This is a genomic window from Chelativorans sp. AA-79 (assembly GCF_029457495.1).
Taxonomy (GTDB): domain Bacteria; phylum Pseudomonadota; class Alphaproteobacteria; order Rhizobiales; family Rhizobiaceae; genus Chelativorans.
In genome coordinates this window covers 2,507,612-2,522,376 of record NZ_CP120361.1, presented here as the reverse complement: position 1 = coordinate 2,522,376, position 14,765 = coordinate 2,507,612, and the positions used below count along the sequence as shown (strand labels likewise).

Here is a 14,765-nt window from a genome sequence, read left to right as displayed (position 1 = left end):
ATTCGTGTGGCCGATCCGCCCATGTAGCGCCGGTGCGCCCGAGACGGCAAGGCCGCCATGGGCCTTGCCACGAAAACAAGGGAGGGTGGCGGAACTCGGGAACGAGTAGGCCTCTCGTGAATTTCTGTGGAAACCCAAACCCCTTTGGAGGAAATCATGAAAGCCTTACTTACCGCCACCGTTACCGCCTTCCTGCTCACGGGCGGGGCTGGCTACGCGCAGACCACCGTGGTCATTTCTCCCGAGCAGGAGACCGTCATCCGCGAATATGTGGTCGAGCATCAGGTGGAGCCGGTAGCGCCTCCTGCCGACGTGACGATCGAGGTGGGCACCACGCTGCCCGACACGATCGAGCTCCATCCTCTCGAGGCGCCGGACCTCGAGGCCGAATACCGGTATGTGGTGGTGGACGGACGCACGGTGCTCGTCGAGCCGGAAACCAGGCGCATCGTGCACATCATCCAATAGTAGCCCAAGGCGCTCAAGCGGCGGCGGAATCGGACGAGGCCGATCCGCCGCCTTTTTGCGTGAGCAAGCGGAAGCGTGTCGCCGGGCCGGCGGACTATTCGTCAGCCGACACTTGATCGGGCCGGAACGTCAGTACGAACATGGTTCCGGGATTCGCATCCCGCCATTCGGCCGTCCCTCCGAGATGCGCGCTCAAACTCGCGATGACCTTCCTGCCGAGCCCATGGCCCTTGAGCGGCGCGCCCTCTGCTGGCATCCCCACACCCCGGTCGGCGACCTCGAGGCGCAGCATGCCGCCTTCGCGGGCCACCTTGACGAGAACCGGGCCGGATCCGTCCGCGTAGGCATGCTTCAACGCATTGGTGATGAGCTCGTTGACCAAGAGCCCGAGCGATATGGCTTGCCCGGTGGCGAGCATCACGGGGGCGACATCGAGAACAAGGTCGTGCCCCGGCGCGGAGGCCTGCAGATAAGCGCAAAGATCGCCCAGGAATACGGGGAGGCTGACGGATTCGACGCCCTTTTTGCGGCCGAGCAGTTCATGGATCCGTCCAATCGCATGGACGCGCGCCTCGGCGTCCGCCAGAGCTTGCCGCAAATGCGGGTCGGATATCGTACGACCCTGCGCATTCAGGAGCCCGCTCACGATGGCAAGGCTGTTCTTGACCCGGTGGTTGATTTCGCGGGACAGCATCTCCTCATGCCTGAGCGCTTGCTGCAGCAACTCTTCCTTCCGCTTCAACGTCTCTTCCACCCGCTGCCGCTCCAGCGCCACGCCCAAGAGATTGGCCATACCCGTCACGAAAACCAGATCGGCCTCGGTGAACCGGCCATTGATGGGGCTGTCCACCTCGAGCACGCCGAAGCGCTCCCCGCTGCACTGGATCAGCGTGTTGATCGCCCGCTTCACGCCGTGGTCGGCGAGGATCCGCGGGGTCCGGAAGCGGCTCTCTCCTTGGAGGTGATTGGAGATGATCGATAGCCCGGTCATGAACGCATAGCCGGTCGGACTTTCGGCATCGGCCCCTGTCTTCACCTGCCCGACGACGCCCGGCTTCCAGCCGACACCAGCCCGTACGATAAACTGATGTTCTTCCGGGATGTATTCCATCACCTTGCACAATTTGCTCTGCAAGCCTTGCGCGCAGAGCTTCGACGCCTGTTGCAGCAGCGCCTGCACATCGTGCGTCTTCAGGGCGAAGAGTGCATATTCCGCGGAAATCTGCTGCTGGCGCAGCCGGTATGCCAGTTCCTCCGCCACAGTTGCCCGTTCGGGGACAATATCGTCGTTTCCTGACGATCCGGATGCCAATGTCTGTTCCTCCGCTCGTAATTGTTAATTCTCGAGGCAGGCGTGGCGTTCCCTCGAGTCCCCGGCCGACACCGGGCGCATGGCAGCGATGCAGCCATGCGCATTGTCGCGGCGGCCCTTTGCCTCCATCCTGAACGAAGGATCGTCAGGCTCAGGGAGGGGTTCATGCATTCGGTTCTGGTCACCGGCGGAAGCCGGGGCATCGGCCGCGCAACGGCGCTGTTGGCAGCGGCGAAGGGGTGGTCGGTGGCGGTCAACTATGTCGGCAATGCCGGCGCCGCGGAGGATGTGGTGACGGAGATCACCGCCGCGGGCGGCAAGGCCGCCGCCGTGCGAGGCGACGTGGCAGACGAAGCCGACGTCGTCGCCATCTATGATGCGGCCGAGCGGGAACTGGGCCCGCTCACGGGCGTGGTGGCCAATGCCGGCATCGTCGCCCCTTCCCGGCCGCTGGTGGAGATCGGGCTCGACCGCATGCGGCGCATCTTCGAGGTGAACACGATCGGCGCCTATCTCACCGCGCGCGAGGCCGCACGCCGGCTGGCGAAGAGCCGCGGCGGCCCTGGCGGATCCATCGTGCTGGTCTCGTCCATGGCTGCCCGTCTGGGCTCGCCGTTCGAATATGTGGACTATGCGGGCTCCAAGGCGGCCGTGGATACGCTGACCATCGGGCTGGCCAAGGAGATGGGCGGCGAAGGCGTGCGCGTGAACGCCGTCCGGCCCGGCCTGATCGAGACGGAGATCCATGCAAGCGGCGGGCAACCCGACCGCGCGCGGCGGCTCGGCGTTGGCTCCCCGCTCGGCCGCGCCGGACGGGCCGAGGAAGTGGCGGAAGCCATTCTCTGGCTCCTCGGCGATGCCTCCTCCTATGTGACGGGCGGCTTCATCGACGTGTCGGGCGGGCGCTAGCGTCCGTAACCGGGGCCGGCCGGCATACATCGGCCGTTCATCTCACGGGCGCTAGAAGCACTCTCCATGAGGCTGGAGAGAGATACATGATCAATCGGTTCCTGAAAGCGGCGGGAGTCGCCGGTTTTCTTCTGTTTGCGGCGAATGCCGCCAGTGCAGGCCAGGTGGTGCCGGGGGAGGAGCATTGCGTCGTCAATGTCCGCAGCGACGACGCGCTCAACATGCGCGAACGGCCCGGCACGAGCGCGCCGATATTGAGCCGGCTCCGCTACGGCACCTGCGGGATCGTCGTGCAGAGGGAATGCCGGGGAGACTGGTGCCTGGTGGAGGACGGGCACAATCGCGGCTGGGTGCACGGGCACTATATAGCCATGGTCTCGCCTGCCATGTACTGCGTCACCGGCGTGGCGCCGGGGGACCGCCTCAATCTGCGGGCCTTCCCTTCGCCGCGGTCGCGCGTGCTCACGCGCCGCGGCCGCCGGCAATGCGGGATCGCCTTCCTGCCCTACTCCGTCGGCAACTGGCAGAAGATCCGTGTGGACGGCTGGCAGGGGTGGGTGGCCAGGCGCCATCTCAGCGGCCAGTAGAACGCCGGGGCTGCTGTGGCGGCCGGTGGGCGACGAGGGAAGCACGCCGGTCGGGCTCGGGAAATCATGGATGTAACCGAAAGCACCCATTCCACAGGCGCTGTAACCCGGTGTCGGCGCGGACGCCCTGCGGGCCAAGAAAATGCAAGACATTCAAATGGGAAAGGCTGGTGGGCGATGAGAGACTCGAACTCCCGACATCTTCGGTGTAAACGAAGCGCTCTACCAACTGAGCTAATCGCCCGCGCGGCCGTCGGCCGGTTTCAAGCCCGTCCGTTTAGGCGGTTCGGCGCTTGACCGCAAGGGAAAATCAGCGTGCCGAAGCCTCCGGAGACGGCGTCGTGAATTCATCCGGCAAATGGCCCGGACCTGCTTGACAGGTCAATGCGAACCGCCTAATTGACCGCCACGACATGCGGTTGCGCATATCGGAAGCGCGGGTGTAGCTCAGTTGGTTAGAGTGCCGGCCTGTCACGCCGGAGGTCGCGGGTTCGAGCCCCGTCACTCGCGCCATTGCCTTCCAAGGCTTTGGCATCGCTGTTTTTCCAGACTTTTAGCATCCTCTCCCCTTCACAGGTCGACGGCGGCTCAAGCCGGGCCGTCTCGCGGCGTATCTTGCCGCCCGTTTTCTCCTGCTCGGCTTCCTCCTCCCGGCCGTGTGCCCTTGCAGAGATGTGTCCAGCCTGAAAGTCGGCATGCACCGCGCCGGCTCCTGGGCACGCCTCACCGCTGCCGGTCGGGTCAACGGGGTTTTCCTTCATGCGGCATGCTTTTTGTGATAGGATTTTTCTTTGATCTTCAAGGGAGATCCGACCATGAACGAAGGTTGGTTTTCCAGACCGGTGCCCGTTTCCGAATGCATCACCGGCGACATCCGCTACGTGTCGAGCGCGCGGCAAGCGATCGACGTGCTGAGCGGCAACTGGCGTGAACGAGGGAGCATGAAACATCAGGCGGCGCTGCGCGCCTGTCAGCGGGCGATGCACGGCGACATGCCCGCGGAGATCGCCCGAACCGCCTTTGTCGATGCAGCGTCGGAAGCCAGGGTCCTGTCGGAGTAGGGCACAAGGCGCCGGTCTCAGCGCGCATCGGAAAGGATCAGGTCGGCGGCCTTCTCCGCGATCATCAGCGTGGGGGAATTCGTGTTGCCCGAAGTGATCGTGGGCATCACAGAGGCATCCGCTATGCGCAGGCGCGAAATGCCGCGCATTTTCAGCGCCGGATCGACGACCGCCTCCTCGTCCGCGCCCATGCGGCAGGTGCCCACGGGGTGGAAGATCGTGGTGCCGATGAGGGCCGCAGCCTCCACCAGCTGATCCTCGGTCTGAAACTCCGGCCCAGGTTTGAACTCTTCCGGCTTGTAAGGCTTCAGCGGCTCCTGCGCCACGATGTGCCGGGTGAGGCGGATTGCGTCGGCCGCCACATGCTTGTCGGCCTCGGCCGACAGATAGTTCGGCTGGATCGCCGGATGCTGGCGGAAGTCGGGCGAGAGGGCATGCACGGAGCCCCGGCTTTCGGGCCTTAGATTGCACACGCTCGCCGTGAAGGCCGGGAAAGCGTGCAGCGGCTCGCCAAATCTTTCCAGCGTCAGCGGCTGCACGTGGTACTGGAGATTGGGCGTCTCGTAGGAGGGGTCGGAGCGCGTGAAGAGGCCGAGCTGGCTCGGCGCCATGGACATCGCGCCCGATCGGCTCAGCGCATACTCCACCGCGATCGCCATCTTGCCCATGAGGCGCCCTGCCCGCTCGTTGAGTGTGCGGATGCCCGAGACCTTGTAGGCGCAGCGCAGTTGCAGATGATCCTGCAGGTTCCCGCCGACATCCCGCCGCTCAAGAAGAACGTCGATGCCCGCTTTCCGAAGCGCCTCGCCCTTGCCGATGCCGGAAAGTTCCAGAAGATGCGGCGAGCCGATGGCGCCGGCGGCCAGGATCACTTCGCGGCGCGCATGAACCGTGCGCGTGGTGCCGCGCTGGTCGAACTCGACACCCTTGGCCGTCAGCTCCTCGATCAGGAGCCGGCGCGCATGGGCATTGGTCTCGACCTTGAGATTGCGACGGTGGCGGACCGGCCGCAGGAAGGCTTTCGATGCGTTCCAGCGGATGCCGCGGCGCTGGTTCACCTTGAAATAGGAAGAGCCCTCGTTGTCGCCGCGGTTGAAATCGTCCGTGCGCGGGATGCCGGCGGCCTCCGCGGCAGCCTGGAAGGCATCCAGGATCTCCCAGCGCACGCGCGCCTCCTCCACGCGCCACTCGCCGCCGGCCCCGTGGTACGCGTCCGGGCCGAGATGATAGTCCTCGGTCTTCCGGAAGTAGGGCAGCACGTCGTCCCAGCCCCAGCCGGCGCAGCCCATCTGGCGCCAAAGGTCATAATCGCGGGCCTGCCCGCGCATATAGATCATGCCGTTGATGGAGGAGCAGCCGCCCAGCACCCTGCCGCGCGGATAGGCGAGCGAGCGGCCGGCCAGCCCCGGCTCGGCCTGCGTGGTGAAGCACCAGTCCGTGCGTGGGTTGGAGATGCAGTAGAGATAGCCGACCGGGATGTGTATCCAGTGATAGTTGTCGCTGCCGCCGGCTTCGAGCAGCAGGACGGAGACATTCGGGTCCGCCGAGAGCCGGTTGGCGAGCAGGCAGCCCGCCGTTCCCGCGCCGACGATGATATAGTCGTAGGTCTCAGGCATGGGCGGTATAGGCCCGAAAAGCCTGAAAGGTTGGAGTGGCCCGCGTTCTGCTGCCGGCGTTTCCAGCCATTGCCACGCCCCTACCCGCCCCGCCGCTGCAGGAGGGCCTGGATCTCGCCCACGATGCCGCGACGGAAGATGAGCACGCAGATCATGAAGATCGCGCCGGTGACGATGGTGACCGGCAGCGGCGAGGTGGCGAGATAGTTCTGCAGCGCCACCACCAGCCCTGCCCCCACGATCGGCCCCACCATGGTGCCGATGCCGCCGAGAAGCGTCATGAGGATCACCTCGCCCGACATCTGCCAGCCCACGTCGGTGAGCGTGGCGAACTGGAAAACGAGTGATTTCAACGCGCCGGCGAGACCCGCGAGCGCCGCCGACATCACGAAGGCGGCGAGCTTGTAGCGCTGCACGCTGTAACCCAGCGAGATCGCACGGTTCTCGTTCTCGCGGATGGACTTGAGGATCATGCCGAAGGGTGAGTTGACGATGCGCCAGATGGCAAAAACGCCGATCAGGAACACCGCGAGCACGAAATAATAGATGTTGAGCGGCTGATTGAGATCGACGAAACCGAAAAGATGGCCGCGCGGCACGCCTTGGATGCCGTCCTCGCCCCTGGTGAAGGGCGCCTGGAGACAGAAGAAGAAGAACATCTGTGCCAGCGCCAGCGTGACCATGGCGAAATAGATGCCCTGGCGGCGGATGGCGAGGAAACCCATCACCGCTCCCATGGCGGCAGCGCCCACGAGGCCCAGCAGCACGCCCGCTTCCGGCGTCCAGCCCCACTCCTTCACCGCATGGGCGGTGAAATAGGCAGCGCCGCCGAAGAAAGCCGCGTGGCCGAAGGAGAGCAGCCCCGTGAAACCGAGCAGCAGGTTGAAGGCGCAGGCGAAGAGCGCGAAGCACAGCATCTTCATCAGGAAGATGGGGTAGAAGAAGAAGGGTGCGGCAAGCAGGCCCGCCACGGCCACGAGAAGCAGGATGAAATCCAGGCGTGTTGCGCGGCGGGCTTCGGCTCCGGAAAGAGTCATATCCGCCATCTCAGGCGTCCTTTCCGAAGAGGCCCGCGGGCCGGACGAGAAGCACGATCGCCATGATGACGAAGATCACGATGTTGGACGCCTCGGGGTAGAAAACCTTGGTGAGCCCCTCCGCCAGCCCCAGCATGTAGCCGGTGACGATGGCGCCGAGGATGGACCCCATGCCGCCCACCACCACCACGGCGAAGACGATGATGATGAGGTTCGAGCCCATCAGCGGGCTCACCTGGTAGACCGGCGCAGCCATGATGCCGGCAAGTCCGGCGAGCCCGGCGCCGATGCCGTAGGTGAGCGTCAGGAGCAACGGGACATTGACGCCGAAGGCCTGAACGAGCGTCGGGTTCTCCGTCGCCGCGCGCAGATACGAGCCGAGCTTCGTCTTCTCGATCAGGAGCCATGTGCCGATGCAGATCACAAGCGAGGCGATGACGGCCCAGCCGCGATAGACCGGCAGGAACATGAAGCCGAGATTGACCGCGCCGGTGAGCGCGGGCGGCGGCGTGTAGGCCTGACCGGAGACGCCGTAGAAATAGCGGAACGTGCCCTCGATCACCAGCGCGAGGCCGAATGTGAAGAGCAGGCCGTAGAGATGATCGAGATCATAGAGGCGCGAGAGCGCCAGCCGCTCCACGACCATGCCGAAGATGGCCACGACGAGCGGCGCCAGGATGAGCGCCGGCCAATAGCCGATGCCGAAATGGCTAAGCAGCAGGTAGCCCACGAAGGCGCCCAGCATATACTGCGCGCCATGGGCGAAATTGATGATACGCAGCATGCCGAAGATGATGGCGAGGCCCAGGCTCAGCATCGCGTAGAAGGAGCCGTTGATGAGACCCACGAGCAGCTGGCCGAGGAAGGCCTGGATCGGAATCCCGAAGATCATCGTCATAGGTCAGACCCCCAGCGTCTCATGCAGAGCCTCCATCCGGCTGTCTAGCTCGGAGACGGGGAAGCTTGCCGTCACCTGCCCGTGCTCCATGAGATAGAAGCGATCGGCGATGCGGCGGGCGAAATGGAAATTCTGCTCGACCAGCAGGATGGTCATGCCGCGTTCCTTCAATGCCGTCAGCACCTCGCCGATGCGCTGGACGATCACGGGCGCGAGGCCCTCCGTGGGCTCGTCGAGGAGGAGGAGGCGCACGCCGGTGCGCAGCATGCGGGCGATGGCGAGCATCTGCTGCTCGCCGCCGGAAAGCTTCGTGCCCTGGCTGTTGCGGCGCTCCTTCAGGTTGGGGAAGAGCTTGAAGATCTCTTCGATGCTCATGCCGCCATTCCGCGAGACCACGGGCGGGAGAAGGAGGTTCTCCTCGACGGAAAGCGTGGAGAAGATGCCGCGCTCCTCCGGCACGAAGCCGATGCCCATATGCGCCGTGCGGTGGAGCGGCAGGCGCGTCAGGTCCTTGCCGTCGAAGGCGATCCGGCCCGTGCGCTTGCGGAGGATGCCCATGACGGCCCTGAGCGTCGTCGTCTTGCCGACGCCGTTGCGGCCGAGCAGCGTAACCGTCTCGCCGGGATGGACGTCGAGATTCACGCCGTGCAGCACGTGGCTTTCGCCATACCAGGCGTGAAGGTCCGAGATGGAAAGCAGCGGCGCGTGCTCAGTCATGGGCCGTCCCCATATAGGCAAGCCTCACCTGCTCGTTCTCGCTCACGGTGGCGTAGTCGCCGGTCGCGATCACTTCGCCGCGCTGGAGCACGGTGATACGGTCGCAAAGGTCGGCCACGACCTTGAGATTGTGCTCGACCATCAGCACCGCCCGATCCTTCGCCACGGCGCGGATGATCTCGGAGACCTTGCCGATATCCTCCTGGCCCATGCCGGCCATCGGCTCGTCGAGCAGCAGCACCTTGGGATCGAGCGCCAGCGTGGTGGCGATTTCCAGCACGCGCTTGCGCCCATAGGAGAGATCGGCGGCAAGCTTGTGCCGCTCGTCCTCGAGGCCGACCGATTCCAGCAGTTCGTCTGCGCGGGCGTCGAGGCGGCCGAGCGAAGAGAGCGGCAGCCAGAACTGGTAGCCGAGCCCTCCCGGGCGCTGGAGCGCCACGCGCACATTGTCGAGCACGGTCAGATGCGGGAAGGTGGCCGAGATCTGGAACGAGCGCACCAGCCCCATGCGCGCCACGCGCGCCGGCGAGAGCCTGGTGATGTCGCGGCCTTCCAGATGGATCGTGCCGCTGGTGGGCACCAGGAATTTGGTGAGCAGGTTGAAGACGGTCGTCTTGCCGGCGCCGTTCGGGCCGATGAGCGCATGGATCTGTGCATGATGGGCATCGATATCGACATTGTTGACGGCGATGAAGCCGCCGAACTCACGCCGAAGGCCACGGGCGGAAAGCACCGCCCGCGCCCCCTGTGCATCGGCCTGGCGGCCGGGCGCGGCCGCCGTAAGCACATCGGTCATCGGCTTTACTGGCTGACCAGCGGGCAGCCGCTCTCGGCCGGATCGATATAGGCTTCGTCGCCCGGGATCGTGGCCAGCACCTTGAAATAGTCCCAGGGCTCCTGGCTTTCGTCGGGCGACTTCACCTCGAGCAGATACATGTCCTTGATCATGCGGCCATTGGCGCCCACCTTGCCGCCCTGGGCGAAGATGTCGTCGACGGGCATTTCGTGCAGCTTCGTGGCCACCGCTTCGGTCTCGTCCGTGCCCGCCGCCTCGACGGCCTTCAGATACTGCGTGACGGCGGAATAGGTGCCGGCATGGATCATGTTCGGCATGCGCTGCGTGCGCTCGAAGAAGCGTTGGGCGAACTCGCGCGAGGTGTCGTCGCGATCCCAGTAATAGCCTTCCGTCAGTGTCAGCCCCTGCGCGGCCTCGAGGCCCAGCCCGTGCACCTCCGACAGCGTGAAAAGAAGAGCGGCGAGCCGCTGTCCGCCGGCGACGATGCCGAACTCGGCCGCCTGCTTGATGGCGTTGGAGGTGTCCAGGCCGGCATTGGCGAGCCCGATCACCTTGGCGCCGGACGACTGCGCCTGAAGCAGGAAGGAGGAGAAATCCGTGGTGGCGAGCGGATGGCGCACGGCGCCAAGCACCTCGCCCCCCTTCGACTTCACGAATTCCGAGGTCTGTTCCTCCAGCGAATAGCCGAAGGCGTAGTCGGCGGTGAGGAAGAACCATGTGTCGCCGCCCTGCTCGACGAGCGCACCGCCGGTGCCCACGGCCAGCGCATGGGTGTCATAGGCCCAGTGGAAGCCGTAGGGCGAGCACTGGGCGCCGGTGAGCTCCGTCGTCGCCGCACCCGTGACGATATCGATCTTCTTCTTTTCCTTGGAGATGCCCTGGACGGCCAGCGCCACGGAGGAGGTCGTGAGTTCCATGATGGAATCCACCTGCTCGGTGTCGTACCACTGGCGCGCGATGTTCGACGCGATGTCCGGCTTGTTCTGGTGGTCGGCCGTGATCACCTCGATCGGGGCACCCAGAACCTCGCCGCCAAAATCCTCGGCCGCCATCTTGGCCGCCTCGAAGGACCACTTGCCGCCGAAATCGGCATAGACGCCGGACTGGTCGTTCAGGATGCCGATCTTGACCTTGTCGTCGGAAACCTGCGCGGCGGCGGGAATCGCGGTTGCCGCCAGCAGCGCGGCGGAAACGAGTGCCAATAGTCTCATCTATTCCTCCCATCTTGAACTCGGGCGCCAGGCCCATGGCTGCTCCCCGGCCCTTCTTCTCTCCCGGTCTCCGGTTCTCCTCCACGAGGCCGGGGAAGGTGCCCTGCGGCGAACCGCAATGCAGCATGAGCGGAAAGTAGCATTGACGCTGGCGCACACAAACGTCCAATTCTGCACAAGTTTTGTAGAAATACGCACAAGGTCATGCACCGCTTCACCTGGGACGACCTGCAATTCTTCCTCGCCGTGGCGCGCACCGGCCAGCTTTCGGCTGCCGCGCGCAAGCTCAGGACCAACCACGCGACGGTATCGCGCCGCATCGACCGGCTGGAACAGGCCCTCGCCACGAAGCTCTTCGAGCGCAGCCCGCGCGGCTACACGCTGACGGCGCTGGGCGAGCGGCTGGTCGAGAGCGCGGAGGTCATGGAGCGGGAGGCTTCCAACTTCCACAATGAGGCGATGAGCGGGGCCGCCCCGGTGAGCGGCGTGGTACGCATCAGCACGCTGGAAGGCTTCGGCAACTACTTCCTGGCCGACAGGCTGCCGCTGCTCGCCCAGTCGCAGCCCGGGCTTTCGATAGAGGTGCTGACGATCCAGCAGATCGTGTCGCTTTCACGCCGCGAGGCCGACATCACCATCACGCTCAACGCACCCAAAGCCGGACCGTACCATTATGAGAAGATCACACTTTACCGGCTGTTCGTCTACGGCCACCGCGACTATCTGGCGCGCCATGCGACCGTGGCCTCCCGGGCCGACCTCGCGAACCATTACTTCATCGGCTATATCGAAGACACGGTCTTCACACCGGGGCTGGACTATCACCGTGAACTCCTGCCGGGCGTGCGCGCAGCCTATCAGTGCTCGAGCATCCATGCCCAGCTTGCCGCCGTGCGCAGCGGACTGGGGCTCTGCGTGCTGCCGCACTACATGGCCTGCCACCATCCCGAACTGCAGCCGGTGATTCCGCGCGAGGTGCATCTGGAGCGCCACTACTGGGCGATCTGCCACAAGGACCTGACGGTCGCCCCGCGCATCCGCATGCTCACCGGCTTCATCCATGCGGAGGCGGCGCGGGCAGCACATGAATTCCATGGCGACCGCCTGCTTGCAGAGGCAACGGCACGGGGCCGGATGGTTTGACGCCATGTATCGGCAGGCCGGAGAGACGTGACGGTCACCAGCCGGATGATTGCGGCAGCCCCGAAACGGAAAAGCCGGGCAAAGCCCGGCCTTTCGCGAAAGCGTCTTTATGGCGCAATCAGTTGATCGCGTCCTTCAGGCCCTTGCCGGCGGAGAATTTCGGCACGTTGCGGGCCGGGATCTTCACCTCGGCGCCGGTCTGCGGGTTGCGGCCCGTGGAGGCCTCGCGCCGCGACACGCTGAAATTGCCGAAGCCCACCAGCCGAACGTCACCGCCATTCTTGAGCTCGCCGGTGATCACGGAGAAGACCGCATCCACGGCAGACTGAGCATCACCCTTGGAAATGCCGGCCTTCTCGGCAACGGCGGATACCAGTTCGTTCTTGTTCATAAACAACAAACCCCTTCCTGATTATGGCCGGAGAGCGACTCAACCGGCAAGGCCCGCACTTTATGAAGAAGTGGCCGTGCCACCAAGCGACAAATGCGCCGCCACATCATAAAATCCCCGGTTTTCTGCGGGTTTCAGCAAAAAAGCCGGCCCGTTTGGGCCGGCTTTTCGTGTTTGTGGCGAAAATGAGATCGCTTAGTGCGCGACGGCCGGCTGTTCCGCCTGGTCCGTCACGGCCGGCGTGACGGGCTCCACCCACTCGATCGGCTCGGGCCTGCGCACCAGCGCGTGCTCCAGCACCTCGCCCACACGGCTGACCGGCACGATCTCCAGGCCGCTCTTCACGTTCTCCGGAATGTCGGCCAGATCCTTGGCGTTCTCTTCCGGGATCAGCACCTTCTTGATGCCGCCGCGAAGGGCCGCAAGCAGCTTCTCCTTGAGGCCGCCGATCGGCAGCACCCGCCCGCGCAGCGTGATCTCGCCGGTCATGGCGATATCCTTGCGCACCGGGATGCCGGTCATCACCGAGACGATGGCCGTTGCCATGGCGACGCCCGCCGAGGGACCATCCTTGGGTGTCGCGCCTTCCGGCACGTGCACGTGGATGTCCTTCTTGTCGAACAGCGGCGGCTCGATGCCGAAATCGACAGCCCGCGAGCGGACATAGGACGCCGCCGCCGAGATCGATTCCTTCATCACGTCGCGCAGGTTGCCCGTGACGGTCATCTTGCCCTTGCCGGGCATCATGACGCCTTCGATCGTGAGCAATTCTCCGCCGACCTCGGTCCAGGCGAGACCCGTGACGACACCGACCTGATCCTCACCCTCGACCTGGCCGAAGCGGAAGCGCTGGACGCCGAGATAATCGGCCAGATTGTCCTCGGTCACCTCGACCGCCTTGTTGCCGGTCTTGAGGATCTCTGTCACGGCCTTCCGCGCCAGCTTCATCAGCTCGCGTTCGAGGTTACGCACGCCGGCCTCCCGCGTATAGGTGCGGATGACCTCCTGCAGAGCCCCGTCGGTCACGGAGAACTCGCCTTCCTTCAGCGCATGCTCGCGAATGGCCTTCGGCAGCAGATGCCGCTTTGCGATCTCGACCTTCTCATCCTCCGTGTAGCCGGCGATGCGGATGATCTCCATCCGGTCCATCAGGGCCGGCGGGATGTTCAGGGTGTTCGCCGTCGTCACGAACATCACGCTCGACAGGTCGTATTCGACCTCGAGGTAATGATCCATGAAGGTCGAGTTCTGCTCCGGATCCAGCACCTCGAGCAATGCCGAGGACGGATCGCCGCGGAAATCCATGCCCATCTTGTCGATCTCGTCGAGCAGGAAGAGCGGGTTGGATTTCTTGGCCTTCCTCATCGACTGGATGACCTTGCCGGGCATCGAGCCGATATAGGTGCGCCGGTGGCCGCGGATCTCGGCCTCGTCACGCACGCCGCCGAGCGCCATGCGCACGAACTCGCGGCCGGTCGCCTTGGCGATCGACTTGCCGAGCGAGGTCTTGCCGACGCCGGGAGGGCCGACGAGGCAGAGGATGGGACCTTTGATCTTGTTCTGCCGGCTCTGCACGGCGAGATACTCGACGATGCGCTCCTTCACCTTCTCCAGGCCGAAGTGATCTGCATCGAGCACCTCCTCGGCATAGCCCAGGTCGTTGCGCACCTTGGAGCTCTTCTTCCATGGGATCGACAGCAGCCAGTCGAGATAGTTGCGCACCACCGTCGCCTCCGCGGACATCGGCGACATGGTCTGCAGCTTCTTCAGCTCGGCTTCCGCCTTCTCGCGAGCCTCCTTGGAGAGCTTGGTCTTTTTGATGCGCTCCTCGAGCTCGGCCACCTCGTTGCGGCCGTCCTCGCCCTCGCCAAGCTCCTTCTGGATCGCCTTCATCTGCTCGTTGAGGTAGTACTCGCGCTGTGTCTTCTCCATCTGCCGCTTCACGCGGGAGCGGATGCGCTTTTCCACCTGCAGAACGGAGATTTCGGCTTCCATGAAGCCCATGGCCTTTTCCAGCCGCTCACGGATGGAAAGCGTGGCGAGCATCTCCTGCTTCTCGGGGATCTTGATCGCGAGATGCGAGGCGACGGTATCGGCCAGCTTGGAATAATCCTCGATCTGGCTCGTCGCGCCCACGACCTCGGGCGAGATCTTCTTGTTGAGCTTCACATAATTTTCGAAGTCGGCCACGACCGAGCGCGCCAGCGCCTCGATTTCGACCTCATCCTCTTCCGGCTCCTCAAGAACCGCCGCGTGGCCCTCATGATAGTCCTGGCGGTCGGTGAAGCCGGTGATGCGGGCGCGCGCGGCGCCCTCGACCAACACCTTCACCGTGCCGTCGGGAAGCTTCAGGAGCTGCAATACGTTGGCGAGCGTGCCGACGTCATAGATCGCACTCGGATCCGGATCGTCGTCCGCCGCGTTCATCTGGGTCGCCAGCAGAACCTGCTTCTCGGCGCCCATCACCTCTTCCAATGCCTTGATCGACTTCTCGCGTCCCACGAAGAGCGGCACGATCATGTGCGGGAACACCACGATGTCGCGCAGAGGCAGCACCGGGAACAAGGCATCGCTCGAGGTCTTCAGAGCTTCTGTCATTTTATCAGCCTTTCAGCCGCG

At 64.6% G+C, this 14,765-nt stretch carries 14 protein-coding genes and 2 tRNA genes; 6 read left to right on the top strand and 10 right to left on the bottom strand.

Annotated features, from left to right (window positions below; translation table 11 throughout):
* Positions 1 to 156: 156 nt before the first annotated feature.
* Positions 157 to 468 (top strand): DUF1236 domain-containing protein, encoded by a 312-nt coding sequence (locus tag PVE73_RS12230; RefSeq protein ID WP_277367175.1) that lies wholly within the window; start codon positions 157 to 159, stop codon positions 466 to 468.
* Positions 469 to 562: 94 nt separating this feature from the next.
* Here the strand turns inward: PVE73_RS12230 and PVE73_RS12225 are convergent, their stop codons facing one another.
* Positions 563 to 1,780, bottom strand: a complete 1,218-nt coding sequence (locus PVE73_RS12225) for a histidine kinase dimerization/phosphoacceptor domain -containing protein (RefSeq protein ID WP_277367174.1) — start codon at positions 1,778 to 1,780, stop codon at positions 563 to 565.
* A gap of 165 nt (positions 1,781 to 1,945) precedes the next feature.
* Here PVE73_RS12225 and PVE73_RS12220 point away from each other — a divergent pair, with 165 nt between their 5' ends.
* Together PVE73_RS12220 and PVE73_RS12215 are read left to right on the top strand one after the other, a co-directional pair.
* Positions 1,946 to 2,689 carry an SDR family oxidoreductase gene (locus PVE73_RS12220; protein ID WP_277367173.1) on the top strand — a complete coding sequence of 248 codons (744 nt, stop codon included), beginning with the start codon at positions 1,946 to 1,948 and terminating at the stop codon, positions 2,687 to 2,689.
* Positions 2,690 to 2,775: 86 nt separating this feature from the next.
* Positions 2,776 to 3,276, top strand: coding sequence for an SH3 domain-containing protein (locus PVE73_RS12215; protein ID WP_277367172.1), 501 nt, complete (start codon positions 2,776 to 2,778; stop codon positions 3,274 to 3,276).
* Positions 3,277 to 3,444: 168 nt separating this feature from the next.
* Here PVE73_RS12215 and PVE73_RS12210 read toward each other — a convergent pair.
* Positions 3,445 to 3,520: transfer RNA gene (locus PVE73_RS12210), tRNA-Val, on the bottom strand.
* A 192-nt stretch (positions 3,521 to 3,712) separates the two neighbouring features.
* Between PVE73_RS12210 and PVE73_RS12205 the strand changes: the two genes are divergently transcribed.
* Together PVE73_RS12205 and PVE73_RS12200 are read left to right on the top strand one after the other, a co-directional pair.
* Positions 3,713 to 3,789 (top strand) — tRNA-Asp (locus PVE73_RS12205).
* 278 nt (positions 3,790 to 4,067) lie between these two features.
* Complete coding sequence (locus PVE73_RS12200) at positions 4,068 to 4,337, top strand: DUF982 domain-containing protein (RefSeq protein WP_346772416.1); 270 nt, start codon at positions 4,068 to 4,070, stop codon at positions 4,335 to 4,337.
* A 17-nt stretch (positions 4,338 to 4,354) separates the two neighbouring features.
* Here PVE73_RS12200 and PVE73_RS12195 read toward each other — a convergent pair whose 3' ends face one another.
* From PVE73_RS12195 to PVE73_RS12170, 6 genes are all read right to left on the bottom strand, one after another.
* The gene (locus tag PVE73_RS12195; protein ID WP_277367171.1) at positions 4,355 to 5,953 is read right to left on the bottom strand and encodes a GMC family oxidoreductase N-terminal domain-containing protein; all 1,599 of its coding nucleotides are present in this window, start codon (positions 5,951 to 5,953) and stop codon (positions 4,355 to 4,357) included.
* An 80-nt stretch (positions 5,954 to 6,033) separates the two neighbouring features.
* Positions 6,034 to 6,999, bottom strand: a complete 966-nt coding sequence (locus tag PVE73_RS12190) for a branched-chain amino acid ABC transporter permease (protein WP_277367170.1) — start codon at positions 6,997 to 6,999, stop codon at positions 6,034 to 6,036.
* 1 nt (position 7,000) lies between these two features.
* Complete coding sequence (locus PVE73_RS12185) at positions 7,001 to 7,888, bottom strand: branched-chain amino acid ABC transporter permease (RefSeq protein ID WP_277367169.1); 888 nt, start codon at positions 7,886 to 7,888, stop codon at positions 7,001 to 7,003.
* Between the two features lie 3 nt (positions 7,889 to 7,891).
* The gene (locus tag PVE73_RS12180; protein WP_277367168.1) at positions 7,892 to 8,605 is read right to left on the bottom strand and encodes an ABC transporter ATP-binding protein; all 714 of its coding nucleotides are present in this window, start codon (positions 8,603 to 8,605) and stop codon (positions 7,892 to 7,894) included.
* The gene (locus PVE73_RS12175; RefSeq protein ID WP_277367167.1) at positions 8,598 to 9,401 is read right to left on the bottom strand and encodes an ABC transporter ATP-binding protein; all 804 of its coding nucleotides are present in this window, start codon (positions 9,399 to 9,401) and stop codon (positions 8,598 to 8,600) included. Before PVE73_RS12175 ends, PVE73_RS12180 begins: the two co-directional genes overlap by 8 nt.
* Positions 9,402 to 9,406: 5 nt before the next feature.
* The gene (locus PVE73_RS12170; RefSeq protein ID WP_277367166.1) at positions 9,407 to 10,612 is read right to left on the bottom strand and encodes an ABC transporter substrate-binding protein; all 1,206 of its coding nucleotides are present in this window, start codon (positions 10,610 to 10,612) and stop codon (positions 9,407 to 9,409) included.
* A gap of 204 nt (positions 10,613 to 10,816) precedes the next feature.
* Here PVE73_RS12170 and PVE73_RS12165 point away from each other — a divergent pair, with 204 nt between their 5' ends.
* On the top strand, positions 10,817 to 11,755 hold the full coding sequence (locus tag PVE73_RS12165) for a LysR family transcriptional regulator (RefSeq protein WP_277367165.1): 939 nt from the start codon (positions 10,817 to 10,819) through the stop codon (positions 11,753 to 11,755).
* A 118-nt stretch (positions 11,756 to 11,873) separates the two neighbouring features.
* Here the strand turns inward: PVE73_RS12165 and hupB are convergent, their stop codons facing one another.
* Together hupB and lon are read right to left on the bottom strand one after the other, a co-directional pair.
* Positions 11,874 to 12,146, bottom strand: coding sequence for a DNA-binding protein HupB (gene hupB / locus PVE73_RS12160; protein WP_277367164.1), 273 nt, complete (start codon positions 12,144 to 12,146; stop codon positions 11,874 to 11,876).
* A 195-nt stretch (positions 12,147 to 12,341) separates the two neighbouring features.
* The gene (lon, locus tag PVE73_RS12155; RefSeq protein WP_277367163.1) at positions 12,342 to 14,744 is read right to left on the bottom strand and encodes an endopeptidase La; all 2,403 of its coding nucleotides are present in this window, start codon (positions 14,742 to 14,744) and stop codon (positions 12,342 to 12,344) included.
* Between the last annotated feature and the right edge of the window lie 21 nt (positions 14,745 to 14,765).

What these genes read in the sequence shown, in the direction of transcription:
- PVE73_RS12170 (WP_277367166.1), bottom strand. Translation starts at nt 10,612, where the DNA reads ATGAGACTATTGGCACTCGTTTCCGCCGCGCTGCTGGCGGCAACCGCG.
- lon (WP_277367163.1), bottom strand. Translation starts at nt 14,744, where the DNA reads ATGACAGAAGCTCTGAAGACCTCGAGCGATGCCTTGTTCCCGGTGCTG.
- PVE73_RS12185 (WP_277367169.1), bottom strand. Translation starts at nt 7,888, where the DNA reads ATGACGATGATCTTCGGGATTCCGATCCAGGCCTTCCTCGGCCAGCTG.
- PVE73_RS12230 (WP_277367175.1), top strand. Translation starts at nt 157, where the DNA reads ATGAAAGCCTTACTTACCGCCACCGTTACCGCCTTCCTGCTCACGGGC.
- PVE73_RS12190 (WP_277367170.1), bottom strand. Translation starts at nt 6,999, where the DNA reads ATGGCGGATATGACTCTTTCCGGAGCCGAAGCCCGCCGCGCAACACGC.
- PVE73_RS12195 (WP_277367171.1), bottom strand. Translation starts at nt 5,953, where the DNA reads ATGCCTGAGACCTACGACTATATCATCGTCGGCGCGGGAACGGCGGGC.
- PVE73_RS12165 (WP_277367165.1), top strand. Translation starts at nt 10,817, where the DNA reads ATGCACCGCTTCACCTGGGACGACCTGCAATTCTTCCTCGCCGTGGCG.
- PVE73_RS12220 (WP_277367173.1), top strand. Translation starts at nt 1,946, where the DNA reads ATGCATTCGGTTCTGGTCACCGGCGGAAGCCGGGGCATCGGCCGCGCA.
- PVE73_RS12175 (WP_277367167.1), bottom strand. Translation starts at nt 9,401, where the DNA reads ATGACCGATGTGCTTACGGCGGCCGCGCCCGGCCGCCAGGCCGATGCA.
- hupB (WP_277367164.1), bottom strand. Translation starts at nt 12,146, where the DNA reads ATGAACAAGAACGAACTGGTATCCGCCGTTGCCGAGAAGGCCGGCATT.
- PVE73_RS12180 (WP_277367168.1), bottom strand. Translation starts at nt 8,605, where the DNA reads ATGACTGAGCACGCGCCGCTGCTTTCCATCTCGGACCTTCACGCCTGG.
- PVE73_RS12215 (WP_277367172.1), top strand. Translation starts at nt 2,776, where the DNA reads ATGATCAATCGGTTCCTGAAAGCGGCGGGAGTCGCCGGTTTTCTTCTG.